A 15,685-nucleotide genomic window follows, 5' to 3' on the forward strand; every position below is an offset into this window, starting at 1 on the left:
CGGCGTCACCAGCGCAGCGAGGCGGTGTGCACCGGCGCGTCCCACAGCCGCAGCAGCTCGTCGTCGAGCGCGGTGACGGTCAGCGACGCGCCGGCCATCTCGAGCGAGGTGGTGTGGTTGCCGACCAGCCAGCGCTTGACGACAAAGCCGAGCTCGCGCAGCCGCAGCGTCGCGATGCGGTTCAGCAGGTACAGCTCGATCAGCGGCGTGCCGCCCAGGCCGTTGACGTGCAGCAGCAGCTCGCGGCCGCGCTGCAGCGCCAGGTCCTTCAGGATCGGCTCCAGCAGCATCGTGACGATGGTGTCGGCCGATTCGATCGTGCGGCGCTGGCGGCCGGGCTCGCCGTGGATGCCGACGCCGAGCTCCATCTCCGACGGCCCGATCTCGAAGGTGGGGGCGGCGGCCTCGGGCACGGTGCAGCTGGTCAGCGCCACGCCCATCGACGCGGTGCAGCTGTTGACGCGCGTGCCGAGCGCCTTGCACTCGAAGAGATCGGCGCCGGATTCGGCCGCCGCGCCGATCATCTTCTCGACCACCAGCGTGCCCGCGACCCCGCGCCGGCCGGTGCTGCGCGGCGAGCGGTCGACCGCGACGTCGTCGTCGATCAGCAGCGTCGCGCAGTCCATGTCGAGCATGTCGGCCGCGACCTGGAAGCTGGCGCAGTCGCCGGCGTAGTTCTTGACCAGCAGCAGCACGCCCTGGCCGCATTCGACGCGGCGAGCGGCCGCGACGATCTGGTCCGGTGCCGGCGCGGTGAAGACTTCGCCCGGACAGGCCGCGTCGAGCATGCCGGGGCCGACGTAGCCCGAGTGCAGCGGCTCGTGGCCGGAGCCGCCGCCGGAAACCAGCGCGACGCGGCCCTGCTTCGGCGTGCGGCGGCAGACGAACAGCGGCGATTCGTTCAGCGCCAGCAGGTCCTCGTGCGCCATCACCAGGCCGGCGAGGCTGTCGGGCACCAGGTCCTCGGGCGAGTTGACGAACTTCTTCATCGCGGGGTTCGTTCAGCGGGCGTGCATGGGCGCCCCAATTCTGGGCGCGCCGCGCCCGTTCGTCACGCGAGATTTTCCGCGGTGAGGATCTCGACGCGCGGGTTGTTGATCGCCAGCGCGCCGCGCACGCCGTCGCACAGCGCGCGCAGCACGCGCGCGGCCGCGGTCACCGCGTACTGCACGTCCTGGTGCAGCAGGTAGCTCACCGCGCCGGACAGCAGCATCGAGCGGTGCACCTCGAGCAGGTCGTGGGCGATGAACACCAGGTCGTCGTGGCCGTAGCCGTGCTCGGCGAGCGCGCGCGCGACGCCGAAGCTGCAGGGGCCCACGTTGTACAGCGCGCGCAGGCGCCCGCCGGTGGCCGCCGGCGCGAGCACGACCCGGGCGTACTCGTAGGCTTCGTCCTCCGACTCGGGCAGCTCGAACAGCCGCAGCGCCTGGGCCTGCGGGAAACGTTCCTCGAGCACCTGCTGGAAGCCGATGCGGCGGTCGATCTCGGCCGCGTAGCGCGTGACCGGCGACAGCAGCGCGCAAGGCGCCGGCTCTTGCCGCCCGAGCGAACGGCCGACCAGCAGCCCGGCGGTGCGCCCGGCGGCGCGGTTGTCGGCGCCGATGGCGGTCTCGCGCAGCGAGCCCGGCACGTCGGAGAACAGCGTCACCACGTGCACTCCCGCGCGCACCAGCTCGTTGATCGCCAGCTTCACCGGCGGCACGTCGGGCGCCAGCAGCGCCACGCCGTCGAGGTCCGACAGCTTGGCCAGCTCGGCGGCGAAGGCCACGCCGTCGGCCGCCGGCAGCCGGTGCGTCACCTCGGTGATGTGCTGGTGGCGGAACTCGCCGGCGGCCTGCGCGACGACACGGTCGACGAGGTCGAAGAAGCCCAGCCGCGCGGCCGGCAGCACGAAGGCGAAGCGGTAGTTCGAGGTCGAGCGCGGCCGTCCGCGCATCGGCGTGCCGCCACCGAGCGAGGCGATCGCCTCGCGCACCTTGCGCACGGTGACCGGGTTGACGCCGGGCCGGTTGTTCAGCACCCGATCGACCGTGGCGGTGCTGACGCCCGCTGTCTCGGCGATCTTGATGATGGTGACCGGATTCGTCATGGGGCCGGGGCGGCGCTGCTGCCTGGAAGTAAATCGATCGAAGTGTCGCCGAATCGCCCGGTGCGGCCAAGGGCGCGCCGGTCAAACCCCTGCTTCCCCGAGTCCGTGGTCGGCGCGCGCAACCCTGGCGTCGGGCGACGCCGCCGCCTGCACGCCGACAACATCAAGCCATCAATGTCGATTCCATCACGTCATCACATCAGCTGATTGATCGCTTTAGGGTTTTCATTGAGTGATTTATTTAATGTCGATCCTAGACTGTGTCACAAGGTCACCGGCTGGTTAGCCAGTCGGGGTCCCCAGCCGGGGCGGTCGTCGACCGCGCCCGATTGCTCCCCAGCCCGCGGCCATCACGCCGCGACGTGACACAGGAACAGGAGACCGAGGATGAGCTTCAACAAGAGCCTCGCCATCACCGCGAGTGCGTTTGCCGCCGCCGCGCTGATGAGCAGCGCCGCGCAGGCACAGCAGAAACAGCTCACGCTGTGCTGGGCGGCCTGGGACCCGGCCAATGCACTGGTCGAGCTGTCGAAGGACTTCACCGCGAAGACCGGCATCGCGATGAAGTACGAGTTCGTGCCCTGGCCGAACTTCGCGCAGCGCATGCTCAACGAGCTGAACTCCAAGGGCAAGCTGTGCGACCTGCTGATCGGCGACAGCCAGTGGATCGGCTCGGCCGCCACCGAGGGCCACTACGTCAAGCTCAACGAGTTCTTCGACAAGAACGGCATCAAGATGTCGGACTTCGCGCCGGCCACCGTCGAGGGCTACTCGACCTGGCCCAAGGGCACGAAGAACTACTACGCGCTGCCGGCGATGGGCGACGCGGTGGCCTTCACCTACCGCAAGGACTGGTTCGGCCGCCCCGAGCTGAAGGCCGAGTTCAAGCAGAAGTACGGCCGTGACCTGGCCCCGCCCAAGACCTGGGACGAGTTCAAGGAAGTCGGTCAGTTCTTCCAGAACCGCACCATCGACGGCAAGAAGGTCTACGGCGCGGCGCTCTACACCGAGCGCGGCTCCGAAGGCATCACGATGGGCGTGACGAACACCATGTACGCCTACGGCATGGACTACATGAACCCGAAGAAGCCGTATGACCTGAAAGGCTTCATCAACGGCCCCGGCGCCGTCAAGGGTCTGCAGGTCTACAAGGAGCTGTACGACACCGTCACGCCTCCGGGGCACTCGAACGCCTACATGGGCGAAAACCTCGACTCGTACCGCTCGGGTCAGGTCGCGATGCAGATGAACTTCATCGCGTTCTTCCCCGGCATCTCGAAGGACCCGCAAGTCGGCGGCGAGAAGACGGGCTTCTTCGCGATTCCCAAGGGCACCGCGAGCCACGCGCAGCTCGGCGGCCAGGGCATCTCGGTCGTCAAGTACTCCGACAAGCAGGACATGGCGCTCGAGTACATGAAGTGGTTCGCGCAGCCGGCCATCCAGGAGGGGTGGTGGAAGGGCGGCGGCTTCACTTGCCTGAACTCGATCCTGAACCAGCCGGGCTTTGCGAAGAGCACGTCGTACGCCCAGGTGTTCCAGGACTCGATGAAGATGGTGAAGGACTTCCCGGCTGATCCGTCGTACGCGCAGCTGCTGCTGGCGATGCAGAACCGCGTGCACGACTACGTCGTCGCCGGCAAGGGCACGCCGCAGGCCGCTCTCGACGCGCTCGAGAAGGACTGGGTCCAGATCTTCAAGGAAGACGGCAAGATCAAGTAACAGACCCACGGGTGACCGTGCCTGGCGCCAAGCCGGCATGGTCACCCCAGCTTGAAAGCTGTTATGAGCTACGTTCACACCGGGCCTGCAACCTTGGTCGCCAAGCAATCCCGACTCTTCTCGGCGAACGGCCTTTCCGACCGTGCCATGGCCTGGCTCTTCATCGGCCCGACCATCCTGCTGCTGCTGGCCTTCAACATATTCCCGTTGCTGTGGACGATCTACCTCTCGTTCACCGGCTACCGCGCCAACCGGCCCAACGCCGACACCGTCTGGCTGGGCATCGCCAACTACCAGCGCGTCCTCAACGATGAAGCCATCTGGGAGAACATGCGCGCCACCGCGCACTTCCTGGTTTGGTCGATCCTGCTGCAGCTGCTGCTCGGCTTCGCCCTCGCGCTGCTGCTCAACCGCAAGTTCCGTTCGCACAGCTTCTGGAGCACCGCGATCCTGCTGCCGATGATGCTCGCGCCGGCGGTGGTCGGTACCTTCTGGAAGTTCTTCTTCGAGCCGCAATACGGCATCTTCAACTACATCGTCAACTTCTTCGGCGGGCCCGGCAACTTCACGATGCTGGGTGACACGCAGCTCTCGCCCTGGGCCATCGTGCTGGTGGACACCTGGATGTGGACGCCCTACGTGATGCTGCTGCTGCTGGCCGGCCTGCGCTCGATCCCGTCCTATCTCTACGAGGCCGCTGAAATCGACCGCGCCTCGGCATGGACCACCTTCTGGCGCATCACGCTGCCGATGGTGATGCCCTTCATCATCCTGGCGCTGCTGTTTCGCGTTATCGAGAACTTCAAGATGTTCGACCTGGTGGACCAGCTGACCAACGGCGGCCCCGGCTCGGTGACCGAACTGGCCTCGATCAAGCTCAAGCGCGAGGCCTTCGAGAAGTGGCGCACCGGCTACGCCTCGGCGCTCGCCATCATCATGTTCGTGTCGATCTACGGTCTGTCGATGGTCGCGGTGAACTTCCTGAACAAGGTGAAGCAGCGATGAGAGCCGTCCCTCACAGCCCGCTCGAGCCGAGCGCGCGTTCCAAGTGGTTCGCCGGCATCGTCGTCATCACCTACGCGGTGATCTCGCTGATCCCGCTGGTGTGGATCTTCATGACCGGCTTTCGCACCCCGAACGACGCGATTGCCTACCCGCCGAAGATCGTCGCCGAGCAGTCGCTGATCGGCTACGTCAACCTGTTCACGACACGTTCGCGGATCGGGGCCGAGGAGATGGCGGCGCTGCCGCCGCCCGCGACCTGGTACGAGAAGCTCGTGCGCGAGCAGCAGATGATCCTCGCCGGCCCGTCGCGCTTCATCGACCGCTACAGCAACTCGCTGCTGATCGGCTTCGGCTCGACGCTGCTGTCGGTGGTGCTGGGCACGCTCGCGGCCTATGCCTTCTCGCGCTTTCGGGTGCCGGCCAAGGACGACTTGCTGTTCTTCATCCTCTCGACCCGGATGATGCCGCCGATCGCGATCGCCATTCCGGTCTACCTGATGTTCCGCAGCGTCGGCTTGAGCGACACGCACCTCGGCCTGATCCTGATGTACACGGTGGTGAATCTCTCGCTCTCGGTGTGGCTGCTGCAGGGCTTCATGGACGAGATCCCGCGCGAGTACGAAGAGGCCGCGATGGTCGACGGCTACACCCGCTGGCAGGCCTTCCTGAAGGTGGTGCTGCCGCAGGCGGCGACCGGCATCGCGACGACCGCCATCTTCTGCCTGATCTTCGCGTGGAACGAGTACGCGTTCGCCCTCCTGCTGACGAGCGGCACCGCGCAGACCTCGCCCCCGTTCATCCCGACCATCATCGGCGAGGGCGGCCTCGACTGGCCCGCGATGGCCGCCGGCACGACGCTGTTCCTGCTGCCGGTGCTGCTGTTCACCGTGCTGCTGCGCAAGCACCTGCTGCGCGGCGTGACCTTCGGAGCGATCCGCAAATGAGACGCTACTTCCGCCGCGCGCCGTGGGAACACGGCACCACCGGGCTGATCGGCCTGGGCCTCGCGATGTTGATGCAGCCATGGTCGATCGACGTCTACAGCTACGGCTTCACCGTGCTGCTGGCCGGCGTGATCGGCTACACGATCGCCGGCAAGCTGCCCCAGGCCTGAAGAGACTCACCATGGCTGAAATCCGAATCCAGAACCTGCAGAAGCGCTTCGCCGACTTCACCGCGGTGAAGAACTCCTCGCTGGTGCTCGAAGACGGCAAGTTCGTCGTGCTGCTGGGCCCGTCGGGCTGCGGCAAGACGACAACCTTGCGCATGATCGCCGGGCTCGAGTTCCCGACCGACGGGACGATCACCTTGGACGGCAGCGACGTCACCTACCTGCGGCCGCGCGAGCGCGACATCGCGATGGTGTTCCAGCTCTTCGCGCTGTACCCGCACATGGGCGTGCGCGACAACCTGGAGTTCCCGCTGCGCAACGAGGGCGTGCCGCGCGCCGAGATCGATCGCCGCATCAACGAGGTCGCGAGCATCCTGCGCATCGAGCACCTGCTCGGCTCGCGCGTCGGCGGCCTGTCCGGCGGCGATCGCCAGCGCGTCGCGCTGGGCCGCGCGATCGTGCGCCAGCCCAAGGCCTTCCTGATGGACGAGCCGCTGGGCACGCTGGACGCCGAGTTCCGCGAGCTGATGTGCGTCGAGCTGCGCAAGCTGCACGAGCGACTGCGCACCACCACCGTCTTCGTCACGCACGACCAGAACGAGGCGATGGCGCTGGCCGATCACATCGTCGTGATGAACAACGGCGAGATCCTGCAGGCCGACGACCCGCACGGCATCTACAACTTCCCGTCCTGCGTCTTCGTCGCACGCTTCATCGGCCGCCCGCCGATGAACCTGCTGCAGGTGCGCGGCGGCGTCAGCGGCGGCGACGACCGTGTGCAGGTCGACGGCCAGCACATTGCCGTGCCGCCGCTGCAGGGCGACGCGCCGGGCGCGCTGCTCGGCGTGCGTCCCGAGCATGTGCGCCTGCAGCCGGCGGGCGAGGGGCTCGGCGGCCGCGTCGAGCATGTCGAGTACTTCGGCTCGCACTGGATCGCCGGGATCCGCACCGATGCCGGCCCGCTGAAGGTGCTGGCCGACAAGGGCGTGCGACCCGCCGAAGGCGACGCCGTCGGCCTGGCCTTCGACACCCCGCGGCTGGTGATGTTCGACACCGCCACCGAGCGCCTCCTGCCCAGCGCCACCACCTCCGCCCACCGACCGAGCATGCGCCATGGCTAGCATCTGCCTGCACGACATCACCAAGCGTTTCGGCGACATCACCGCCGTGCACGAGCTGCGGCTGGACATCGCCGACGGCGAGTTCTTCGTGCTGCTGGGCCCCAGCGGCGCCGGCAAGACAACGACGCTGCGGCTGATCGCCGGCCTCGAGACGCCCGACGCCGGCCGGGTGCTGATGAACGGCACCGACATGAGCGCCGCCCCGCCGGCGCAGCGCGACTGCGCGTTCGTCTTCCAGCAGTACTCGCTGTACCCGCACCTGAGCGTGTACGACAACATGGCCTTCCCGCTGCGGGCGCCGATGCGCCGCATGGACGAGGCCGACATCCGCCGCCGCGTCGAGCGCGTGGCCGCGACGCTGCACATCGAGAGCAAGCTGCAGCGCAAGGCCACCGCGCTGTCCGGCGGCGAGATGCAGCGCGTGGCGATCGGCCGTGCGCTGGTGCGCGAGCCGAGCGTCTACCTGATGGACGAGCCGCTGTCGTCGCTCGACGCGGGCCTGCGCGAGGAGCTGCGCGTGGAGCTCAAGCGCCTGCAGCGCGCCAGCGGTGCCACGGTGGTCTACGTCACGCACGACCAGGTCGAGGCGACGACGCTGGCCGACCGCATCGCGATCCTCGAGCACGGGCGCGTGGTGCAGGTCGGCACGCCGCTCGAGGTCTACGACGAGCCGCGCTCGCTGGAGGTCGCGCAGCGCCTGGGCACACCGGCGGTCAACGTGCTGCCGGCGGCGTGGTTCGCCGGCCGTGTCGACCCGCAGGCGCGCCATGTCGCGATCCGTCCCGAGGACGTGATGCTGGCGCCGGACGGCGATCCGGCGCACGCCTTCGCGGTCATCGAATGTTCGCTGGTCAAGCACCTCGTGGTCGCCGAGCGCTCCGGCGTCGAGGTGCGTGCCCGCACGATGCTCGACCAGGGCCTGGCACCCGGCGCGCGCGTGCAGCTGACGTTCCCGCCCGAGCGTTGCCTGTTCTTCGACGCCGCCGGGCAGCGCCTGGCCGACGCGCGCTGAGGGCCCCTGCCGTCACCTGCCGAGGAGACCGCCATGAACGAATCCCGCCTGCTGAACGACGCCCCGCGGCGCTTCCAGCTGTGCTTCCGCTCGCTGTTCCAGCCCGGCCGCGCCTACGTCTTCCCCTGCGATGCCGCAGGACAGGTCGACCTGGATGCGCTCAGCGAACGTGCCCGCAACAACTACCTCTACGCCCGCGCAGTCCGGGGCCGCGAGTTCACGCAGCCGGACGTGCAGGCGGTCCGCGCCGCGGCCTGACCCCACCAAGACAAGGAGCCACCTTGAACACCCCGATGATCATCGATGCGCTCGCCAGCGTGCAGCGCGCCATCCTGGCCAACGAAGCGCAGATCGAGTCGCTCGATCGCGCGATCGGCGACGGCGACCACTTCATCAACGTACGCCGCGGCTGCGAGGTGCTGGTCGTGATGGCGCCCGAGCTGCGCGACATGCCGCCGGGGCTGGCGCTGCACAAGATCGGCATGAAGCTGCTCGGCACCATCGGCGGCGCCTCGGGCCCGCTGATCTCGAGCTTCTTCATGGCCATGGGCAAGACGCTCGAAGGCCTGGACGAGCCCGACCGGCGCCAGTTCGCCGCCGCCTTCGCCGCCGGCGTCGAGGCGATCAAGACCCGCGGCAAGGCCGACGTCGGCGAGAAGACCATGCTCGACGTGCTGATCCCGGCGTCGCGCCTGCTGCTGAAGCTGGCCGACGAGGACGTGCCGCTGCTGCAGCTGTGCGCGCAGATGGTCGAGGAAGCCGAAAGCAACATGCTCGCCACGCGCGACATGATCGCCAGCAAGGGCCGCGCGTCCTTCCTCGGCGAACGCGCGCTCGGCCACATCGACCCCGGCTGCAAGACCTGCCAGGTGGCGATCGCCGCGGTCTGCGAGTCGGTGCTCGAACAGGTCGCCCCGTCGTCGGAGGCCGCATGAAGAAGTTCATCAACGACCTCCAGTCGGTCATGCGCGAGTCGATCGGCGGCATGGTCGCGGCGCATCCGCAGCTGCTGCGCGCCGAGTTCGAACCGACCTTCATCGCCCGCGCCGAGCGCGCGACGAACAAGGTGGCGCTGATCTCGGGCGGCGGCTCGGGGCACGAGCCGCTGCATGCCGGTTATGTCGGCCGCGGCATGCTCGACGCGGCCTGCGCCGGCCAGGTCTTCACCTCGCCGACGCCGGACCAGATGCTGGCCGCCGCGGCCGCGGTGCACTCCGGCCGCGGCGTGCTGCTGATCGTCAAGAACTACTCGGGTGACCTGATGAACTTCCAGATTGCCAGCGAGATGATGGATCTCGAGAACGCGACGGTGCTGGTCAACGACGACGTCGCGGTCGAGAACTCCACCCACACCACCGGCCGCCGCGGCGTCGCCGGCACGGTGATCGTCGAGAAGATGGTCGGCGCCGCCGCCGAGGCCGGCGCGAACCTGCTCGAATGCAAGGCCATCGGCGACCGCGTGAACGCCGCGACGGCGTCGATGGGCGTCGCGTTCACCAGTTGCACGGTGCCGGCCGCCGGCCGCACCACCTTCGACATCGGCGAGGACGAGATGGAGGTCGGCGTCGGCATCCACGGCGAGCCCGGGCGCCGGCGCGAGAAGGTCAAGCCGGCCGGGCTGATCGTCGACGAGCTGCTGCAATCGATCCTCGCCGACCTGAAGCCGGCCCCGGGCCGCGAGCTGCTGCTGCATGTCAACGGCTTCGGCGGCACGCCGCTGATGGAGCTGTACCTGCTGTTCCACAACGCGGCCGAACGGCTGGGCGCCCAGGGGCTGAAGGTCGTGCGTTCGCTGGTCGGCAACCACACCACGGCGCTGGAGATGGCCGGCGCGTCGCTCACCGTCACGCTGCTCGACGACGAGCTGAAGTCGCTGTGGGATGCGCCGGTGCACACGGCGTCCCTGCGCTGGTGAGGCCACCATGCGGCGCCGTGCCCTGGTTCTCGGCCTGCCTGGTGCAGTCGCGATGGCAGCGGCGCTGCCACGCGGCGTGCGCGCACGCAGTGCTCCAACACCGATCCGTCTCGGCCAGTCGGCGCCGCTGACGGGCCCGCTGGCGCGCATCGGCAGCGAATGCCGCGATGCGGCGCGCGCGGTCTTCGCCGACTGCAATGCGCAAGGCGGCATCGACGGCCGCCCGATCGAGCTCGTCACGCTGGACGACGAGGACCGCGCCGAGCGCACTGCGGTCAACGTCAAGCTGCTCGCGTCGCAGCACCAGGTGGTCGGGCTGTTCGGCTTCGTCGGCGCCGGTGCGCACCGCGCCGGCGCACGCGGCGCGGCCGACGAGGGCCTGCCCTACATCGCCGCCTTCAGCGGTTCGCAGGAGCTGCGCTCGGGGCTGCTGCCCGGGGTCTTCAACCTGCGCGCGGGCCACGTCGACGAGGTGGACTACATCGCGCGCCACACGCGGCAGGTCGGCATCCGGCGCGTCTCGCTGGTGGCCGAGTACAACTCGCAGGGCTGGGAGCTGCGCGATGCGCTGCTGGCGGCCTTCGAGTCGCGCGGCGACAGCGTCGCGTCGATCAGCAGCGTCGACCATGAAGGCAGCGCCTACAGCCTGCCGGGCGCGGTGTTCTCGGTGCTCGCCGGGCAGCCGCAGGCGATCCTGCTCGGCGCCGACCACGTGGCCAGCGCCCGCTTCGTCGATGCCGTGCGCGCTGCCGGTTTCACCGGGCTCTTCTACACGCTGTCGACGGTCGGCGGCTCGGCGCTGATGGAGCGCCTGGGGCCGCAGGCGGCCGGCGTCTCGGTGACGCAGGTCGTGCCCTTCCCGTGGACCACCGCGTCTTCGCTGGGCCGCCACTTCCAGGGCTTCTGCCAGCGCCACCGCCTCGAGCCCTCGTTCGCCGGCATGGAGGCCTACCTCGCGGCCCAGCTGGTGATCGACGCGCTGCGCCGCGCGCGCGAGTCGACGCCGCAGTCGCTGGCCGCGGCGCTGGAAGCGCTGCCGCCGCGCGACTTCGGCGGATTCGTCGGCGCGTTCTACGCCAAGTCGCGGCGCACCGCGGCGCAGGTCGACCTGACGGTGTTCTCGCGCACCGGCAAGTTCGTGAAGTGAGCGGCCCGTGGCCCGGCTCGTCATCGGCAACTGGAAGATGAACGGCACGCCGGCGCTGCTGCGCGCGTTCGCCGCCGCCGCGCTGCGCGAGCCGCCGCGCTGCGAGGCCGCGCTGTGCGTGCCGCACCCGCTGCTGGCGGCCGCGCGCACCGCCTTCGGCACGACCGCGCTGCGCTGGGGCGCGCAGGACTGCTCGGCCGAGCTCGACGGCGCGTTCACCGGCGAGGTCAGCGCCCGCCTGCTGGCCGACCTCGACACGCGCTACGTGATCCTCGGCCATCCGGAGCGCCGGCTCGGCCATGGCGAGACCGACGGCCAGATCGCCGCGAAGGCGCAGCGCGCGCTCGCCGTCGGGCTGACGCCGGTGGTCTGCATCGGCGAGACCGCCGAGGAGCGCGACGGCGAGCAGACCAGCGCGGTGCTGCGGCGCCAGCTGCTGCAACTGGCGCGCCTGCTCGGGCGCCGGCTGGCCGCGGTGGTGCTGGCCTATGCGCCGCCGTGGGCGGCCAGCCGGCACGGCTGCGGCGACTGCGTCGCGCCCGGGCTGCTCGAGGACACCTTCGCCGCCATCGCCGAACTGCTGGCCTTCCATGCGGGGCTGTCGGCGGCATCGGTGCGCGTGATCTACGGCGGCAGCGTCGATGCGCGCAATGCCGGCGCGCTGCTGTCGCTGCCCGGCATCGGGGGCGTGCTGGTCGGCGCGGCCTCGCTGCGCCCGGCCGACTTCATCGAGATCTGCAAGGCCGCTGCCCGCTGCGGGGACCCCCCAGTGCGGGCCGCGAGCCTGTGGCCAGTCATTGCCACGAGCGCCAGGGAGTGACCGCCGGCGGCTCGACCCCAGCGCCGGCCCTCAGGAGACCGTCATGTGCATTCCGGTCAACGACGACAAGCTGCTGCGATCGCGCGTCGAGGCGCGCATCGAGGCCCCGGCACCGGACATCGGCGGGGACGCTGCGAGCGAGGGTCCGGCCCTCGGCATCGAGTTGGGCGCCGGCCCGGCCGTCGCGGCGCCGGCGTTGATGCTGGCCACCGCGCTGCGCGAGCGTGCCGCGCTGCGCCAGCGCTTGCGCGATGCCGCGCTGCTGACCGAACGGCTGGAGGACGTCGCGCGCGCCTCCGGCGACTGGATCTGGGAAACCGACGAGCGGCACCGCTACACCTGGGTGCACGACGCGCTGCCGCCGGCGCCCGGCGTGCGGCCGCCGCGCGTCGGCGAGCCGATCCCGGCCGGGCTGGTCGTCGACTGGCTCGGCGAGCCCGAGGCGCCGCGGCGCGACCTGCATGCGGTGCTGCAGCGCGGCGAGGCCATCGTGCGGCTGGTGACGCGCGAGCGGGCCCCCGACGGCGTGCGCTACGTCTCGCGCAGCGCGGTGCCGCTGCGGCGCGCGGACGGCTCTTTCCGGGGTTATCGCGGCTCGGCGCGCGACGTCACGCAGAGCCTGGACGCGAAGGCCCGGCTGTGGCGGCGCGACGAGCTGCTGCGCCGCGCGAAGGATGCCGCCGAGGCGCGCAGCGCTGCCAAGTCGATGCTGGTGTCCAAGGTCGGCCACGAGCTGCGCACGCCGCTGAACGCGATCGTCGGCCTGGCGCAGCTGGTGCAGGCGCGCATCGGCGAGCAGGGCGGCGATGCCGGGCGCCGCGCGGTCGACGAATGGGTCGCGCAGATCGCACGCGCCGGCTGGCACATGGTCGACGTGCTGGACCTGCTGATGGAGATCGGCCGTGCCGGCGCGGCCGGCGCCGCGCTGCAGAGCGAGCCGGTCGACGCCGCCGACGCGGTGCGCGACGCGCTGAAGGTGGTCGAAGGCGATGCGCGCGCGCGCGCGATTTCGGTGCAGCTCGATGCGCCGATGCCGGCCTGGGTGCTCGGCGACCGCCGCGCGCTGCGCCAGGTGGCGATCAACCTGCTCAGCAACGCCGTCAAGTACAACCGCGAGCAGGGCGCGGTGCGGCTGCGCGTGGCCACCGGCGAGCAGGTGTGCATCGAGGTGCAGGACACCGGGCGCGGCATGACCGAACCGCAGCTCGCGCGCCTGTTCCGCCCCTTCGACCGGCTGGGCGTCGACGACGGCGACGTCAAGGGGCACGGCCTCGGCCTCTCGATCTGCCACGAGCTGGTCTCGGCGATGGGCGGCCGCATCGAGGTGCACAGCGCCGTCGACCGCGGTACCCGCTTCGCGGTGATGCTGCCGGCCCTGCCGCGCGGCCACGGCGCGCTGCGCCTGGCGACCGCCTGAGCCACCGCAGGGCCGCCCCAAGGCGGCTCGTGCCTCCTCCGGGGGCAGGAGCGAAGCGACATGGGGACCTCATGACGGCGCTTCAGGCCCGCCGCGCCCGCACCGCGCGCACCGCTTCGGCGAAGGCGGCCGCATCGAAGGGCTTCTGCAGGAAGGCGTCGAAGCCGGCCTCCTCGGCCAGGCGGCGGGTGGCCGGGTCGCCGTAGCCGGTCAGCGCCAGCAGCACGGTGTCGCGCAGCGCGGGCAGCTCGCGCAGCCGGCGCGCGACCTGCAGCCCGTCGGTACCCGGCAGACCCAGGTCGACCAGCGCCACTTCCGGCGCCTGCTGCCGGGCCAGCACGATGCCGGCCTCGCCGTCGCTCGCGCAGCTGACGACGTGGCCGGCCGAGCGCAGCACCGCGGCCACCATCTCCTGGCTGTCGAGGTTGTCCTCGACCAGCACGATGCGCTGCGGCGGCAGGATCGGCGCAGCGCTGGCCGGCGCGTCGCTGCGCGCGCCGTCGGAGGCCAGCGCCGGCAGCCGGACGACGAAGCGTGCGCCGCGGCCGGGCCCGGCGCTGTGGGCCTCGACGCGGCCACCGTGCAGCTCGACCAGCCCGCGCACCACCGTCAGCCCGAGGCCCAGCCCGCCCTGAGAGCGGTCGAGCGTGCGCTCGGCCTGCGAGAAGGGGTCGAAGACGTGCGGCAGCAGCTCGGCCGCGATGCCGCTGCCGTCGTCCTCGATCGTCAGCACGGCCTCGGTGCCGTCGTGCGCGACACGCAGCCGCACCGCGCGGCCGTCGGGCGTGTACTTCGCGGCGTTGTCGAGCAGGTTGGCGATCACCTGCTCCAGGCGCGTCTTGTCGCCCGACACCGGCGCCGGCGCGAGATCGATCTGCAGCCGCAGGTGCTGCGTCCGGCCGGCCGCCGAGAAGGCCTCGATCACCCGGCGCGCGCAGGCGGCCAGGTCGACAGGCCGGCGGTCCAGCGTGACCTTGCCGGTGGTCAGCCGCGCGGCGTCGAGCATCTCGTTGATCAGCGTCGTCATGTGCCCGGTCTGGCGCGAGAGCACCTCGCGGGCGCGGCGCTGCACGTCCGGCGTCGTGCGCTCGAGCTCCAGCAGCGTGATCGCCGAGCGGATCGCGCTGAGCGGGTTGCGCAGCTCGTGCGCGAGCATCGCGAGGAACTCGTCCTTCGCGCGGCTGGCGCGCTCGGCTTCCGCGCGGGCGCGGGCCTCGTTGCCGAGCGTGGCCTGCATCAGCCGGCGCACCTCCTCGGCCTCGGCCAGCGCCAGCGGCGGGGTGGGTGCGGCGTGGCCGGTCGCGGCATCGGCCAGCCGCTGCATCGATTGCGTGAGCCGCCGGCTCAGCACCACCGCCAGCAGCACCGCGCAGCCGACCGCGACCAGCACGCCCACCAGGGTCAGCGACGCGGGCACCATCACGCCCGCGTCGACCCGTTCGGACGGCACGCCGGTGCCGAGGATCCAGCCGCTGGTGCGCAGCCGGCTGAACGCCGCGTAGAAGGTCTGCTCCTCCATGCCCCGCGCGACGAAGCGGCCCTGGTCCCGGCCGATGGTGTGCTGCCAGAAGTCCGGATGCGAGGCCTTGCCCACCCACTGTTCGTTGTTCAGCGTGCGCGCGATGATGCGGCTGCTGCGGTCGCTCAGCGTCAGCGTCGCACCTTCGACGATCGGGTGCCTGCGCAGCAGCGCGAGCCAGGCCTGCTGCGCGATGGTCACCGACACGACGAGGCGCTGCGGCCCGCGGCGCAGCGGCACCGCGATGACGGTGACGTAGCGCCCGGGGCCAGCCGGCAGCAGGTCGGAGAACACCGGCTCGTCGCCGTCGGCCGCCGCGGCGCGCTGCGCGGTGTCCGCCGCCGGGTCGGGGCCGCCGCCGTCCTGGCGCGCCTGCGCGAGGACCGTGCCGTCCGCGCTGCGCAGCGTGATCGCCTCCCACAGCGGATTGCCCTGCAGCAGGCGGGCCAGGCGCGGGTCGTGGCCGGGCTCGGCGCCGTCGCCACCGCCGCTGCCGTTGGGGGTCAGCGGCGCGGTCGGGACCTGAACCGGCGCGCCGGCCGGCGCATCGCCGAACGTGCGCAGCACCCGCACGGTGGCGGTGATCTCCGTGTCCAGCGCCAGGCGCAACGCGCTGACGCGTTCGCCGACCAGGCGCAACTCCGCGTCGCGTTGCACATGCTGCAGCGCGACCAGCGAAACGATGGCCAGGCAGGCGATCGGCGCGACGACCGCGGCAATCGTCAGGGCGAGCTGATGGCGGATGCGCATGGGTCGACGGTAGCAGGCACGCCGCGTGCCTGCACCGCGCCTTGCCCCGCCGCCGGCGCC

The 15,685-nt window shown here is 70.9% G+C and carries 15 protein-coding genes; 12 read left to right on the plus strand and 3 right to left on the minus strand.

Annotated features, from left to right (window positions below):
* Positions 1-5 precede the first annotated feature (5 nt).
* Together dhaK (P1K89_RS27565) and P1K89_RS27570 are read right to left on the minus strand one after the other, a co-directional pair.
* Positions 6-989 carry a dihydroxyacetone kinase subunit DhaK gene (gene dhaK, locus P1K89_RS27565; RefSeq protein WP_284619745.1) on the minus strand — a complete coding sequence of 328 codons (984 nt, stop codon included), beginning with the start codon at positions 987-989 and terminating at the stop codon, positions 6-8.
* A 62-nt stretch (positions 990-1,051) separates the two neighbouring features.
* On the minus strand, positions 1,052-2,089 hold the full coding sequence (locus P1K89_RS27570) for a LacI family DNA-binding transcriptional regulator (protein WP_284619746.1): 1,038 nt from the start codon (positions 2,087-2,089) through the stop codon (positions 1,052-1,054).
* A 387-nt stretch (positions 2,090-2,476) separates the two neighbouring features.
* On the opposite strand from P1K89_RS27570, the gene P1K89_RS27575 reads away from it, so the two are divergent.
* The 12 genes from P1K89_RS27575 (at position 2,477) to P1K89_RS27630 (ending at position 13,356) form a co-directional block, all read left to right on the plus strand.
* Positions 2,477-3,808, plus strand: coding sequence for an ABC transporter substrate-binding protein (locus tag P1K89_RS27575; RefSeq protein ID WP_439898040.1), 1,332 nt, complete (start codon positions 2,477-2,479; stop codon positions 3,806-3,808).
* Between the two features lie 147 nt (positions 3,809-3,955).
* Complete coding sequence (locus P1K89_RS27580; protein ID WP_284619747.1) at positions 3,956-4,813, plus strand: carbohydrate ABC transporter permease; 858 nt, start codon at positions 3,956-3,958, stop codon at positions 4,811-4,813.
* Entirely contained in the window at positions 4,810-5,757 is a 948-nt protein-coding gene (locus tag P1K89_RS27585) for a carbohydrate ABC transporter permease (protein ID WP_284619748.1), read from the plus strand. Before P1K89_RS27580 ends, P1K89_RS27585 begins: the two co-directional genes overlap by 4 nt.
* Positions 5,754-5,927 carry a hypothetical protein gene (locus P1K89_RS27590; RefSeq protein WP_284619749.1) on the plus strand — a complete coding sequence of 58 codons (174 nt, stop codon included), beginning with the start codon at positions 5,754-5,756 and terminating at the stop codon, positions 5,925-5,927. The genes P1K89_RS27585 and P1K89_RS27590 overlap by 4 nt, the downstream gene beginning before the upstream one ends.
* Positions 5,928-5,938: 11 nt before the next feature.
* Positions 5,939-7,045, plus strand: coding sequence for an ABC transporter ATP-binding protein (locus P1K89_RS27595; RefSeq protein WP_284619750.1), 1,107 nt, complete (start codon positions 5,939-5,941; stop codon positions 7,043-7,045).
* Positions 7,038-8,057 (plus strand): ABC transporter ATP-binding protein, encoded by a 1,020-nt coding sequence (locus P1K89_RS27600; RefSeq protein ID WP_284619751.1) that lies wholly within the window; start codon positions 7,038-7,040, stop codon positions 8,055-8,057. Before P1K89_RS27595 ends, P1K89_RS27600 begins: the two co-directional genes overlap by 8 nt.
* Positions 8,058-8,090: 33 nt before the next feature.
* Complete coding sequence (locus tag P1K89_RS27605; protein WP_284619752.1) at positions 8,091-8,315, plus strand: hypothetical protein; 225 nt, start codon at positions 8,091-8,093, stop codon at positions 8,313-8,315.
* 23 nt (positions 8,316-8,338) lie between these two features.
* Positions 8,339-8,992: a dihydroxyacetone kinase subunit DhaL gene (dhaL, locus tag P1K89_RS27610; protein WP_284619753.1), complete on the plus strand. Its 654-nt coding sequence runs from the start codon at positions 8,339-8,341 to the stop codon at positions 8,990-8,992.
* Complete coding sequence (gene dhaK / locus P1K89_RS27615) at positions 8,989-9,972, plus strand: dihydroxyacetone kinase subunit DhaK (RefSeq protein WP_284619754.1); 984 nt, start codon at positions 8,989-8,991, stop codon at positions 9,970-9,972. Before dhaL ends, dhaK (P1K89_RS27615) begins: the two co-directional genes overlap by 4 nt.
* A gap of 7 nt (positions 9,973-9,979) precedes the next feature.
* Positions 9,980-11,119 carry an ABC transporter substrate-binding protein gene (locus P1K89_RS27620; RefSeq protein ID WP_284619755.1) on the plus strand — a complete coding sequence of 380 codons (1,140 nt, stop codon included), beginning with the start codon at positions 9,980-9,982 and terminating at the stop codon, positions 11,117-11,119.
* 7 nt (positions 11,120-11,126) lie between these two features.
* The gene (locus P1K89_RS27625) at positions 11,127-11,939 is read left to right on the plus strand and encodes a triose-phosphate isomerase (protein ID WP_284619756.1); all 813 of its coding nucleotides are present in this window, start codon (positions 11,127-11,129) and stop codon (positions 11,937-11,939) included.
* Between the two features lie 43 nt (positions 11,940-11,982).
* The gene (locus P1K89_RS27630; protein ID WP_284619757.1) at positions 11,983-13,356 is read left to right on the plus strand and encodes a PAS domain-containing sensor histidine kinase; all 1,374 of its coding nucleotides are present in this window, start codon (positions 11,983-11,985) and stop codon (positions 13,354-13,356) included.
* Positions 13,357-13,438: 82 nt separating this feature from the next.
* Here P1K89_RS27630 and P1K89_RS27635 read toward each other — a convergent pair whose 3' ends face one another.
* Positions 13,439-15,625 (minus strand): hybrid sensor histidine kinase/response regulator, encoded by a 2,187-nt coding sequence (locus P1K89_RS27635; protein ID WP_284619758.1) that lies wholly within the window; start codon positions 15,623-15,625, stop codon positions 13,439-13,441.
* Positions 15,626-15,685: the final 60 nt, after the last annotated feature.

This window comes from Aquabacterium humicola, from assembly GCF_030167915.1.
Classification (GTDB): Bacteria; Pseudomonadota; Gammaproteobacteria; order Burkholderiales; family Burkholderiaceae_C; genus Pseudaquabacterium; species Pseudaquabacterium humicola.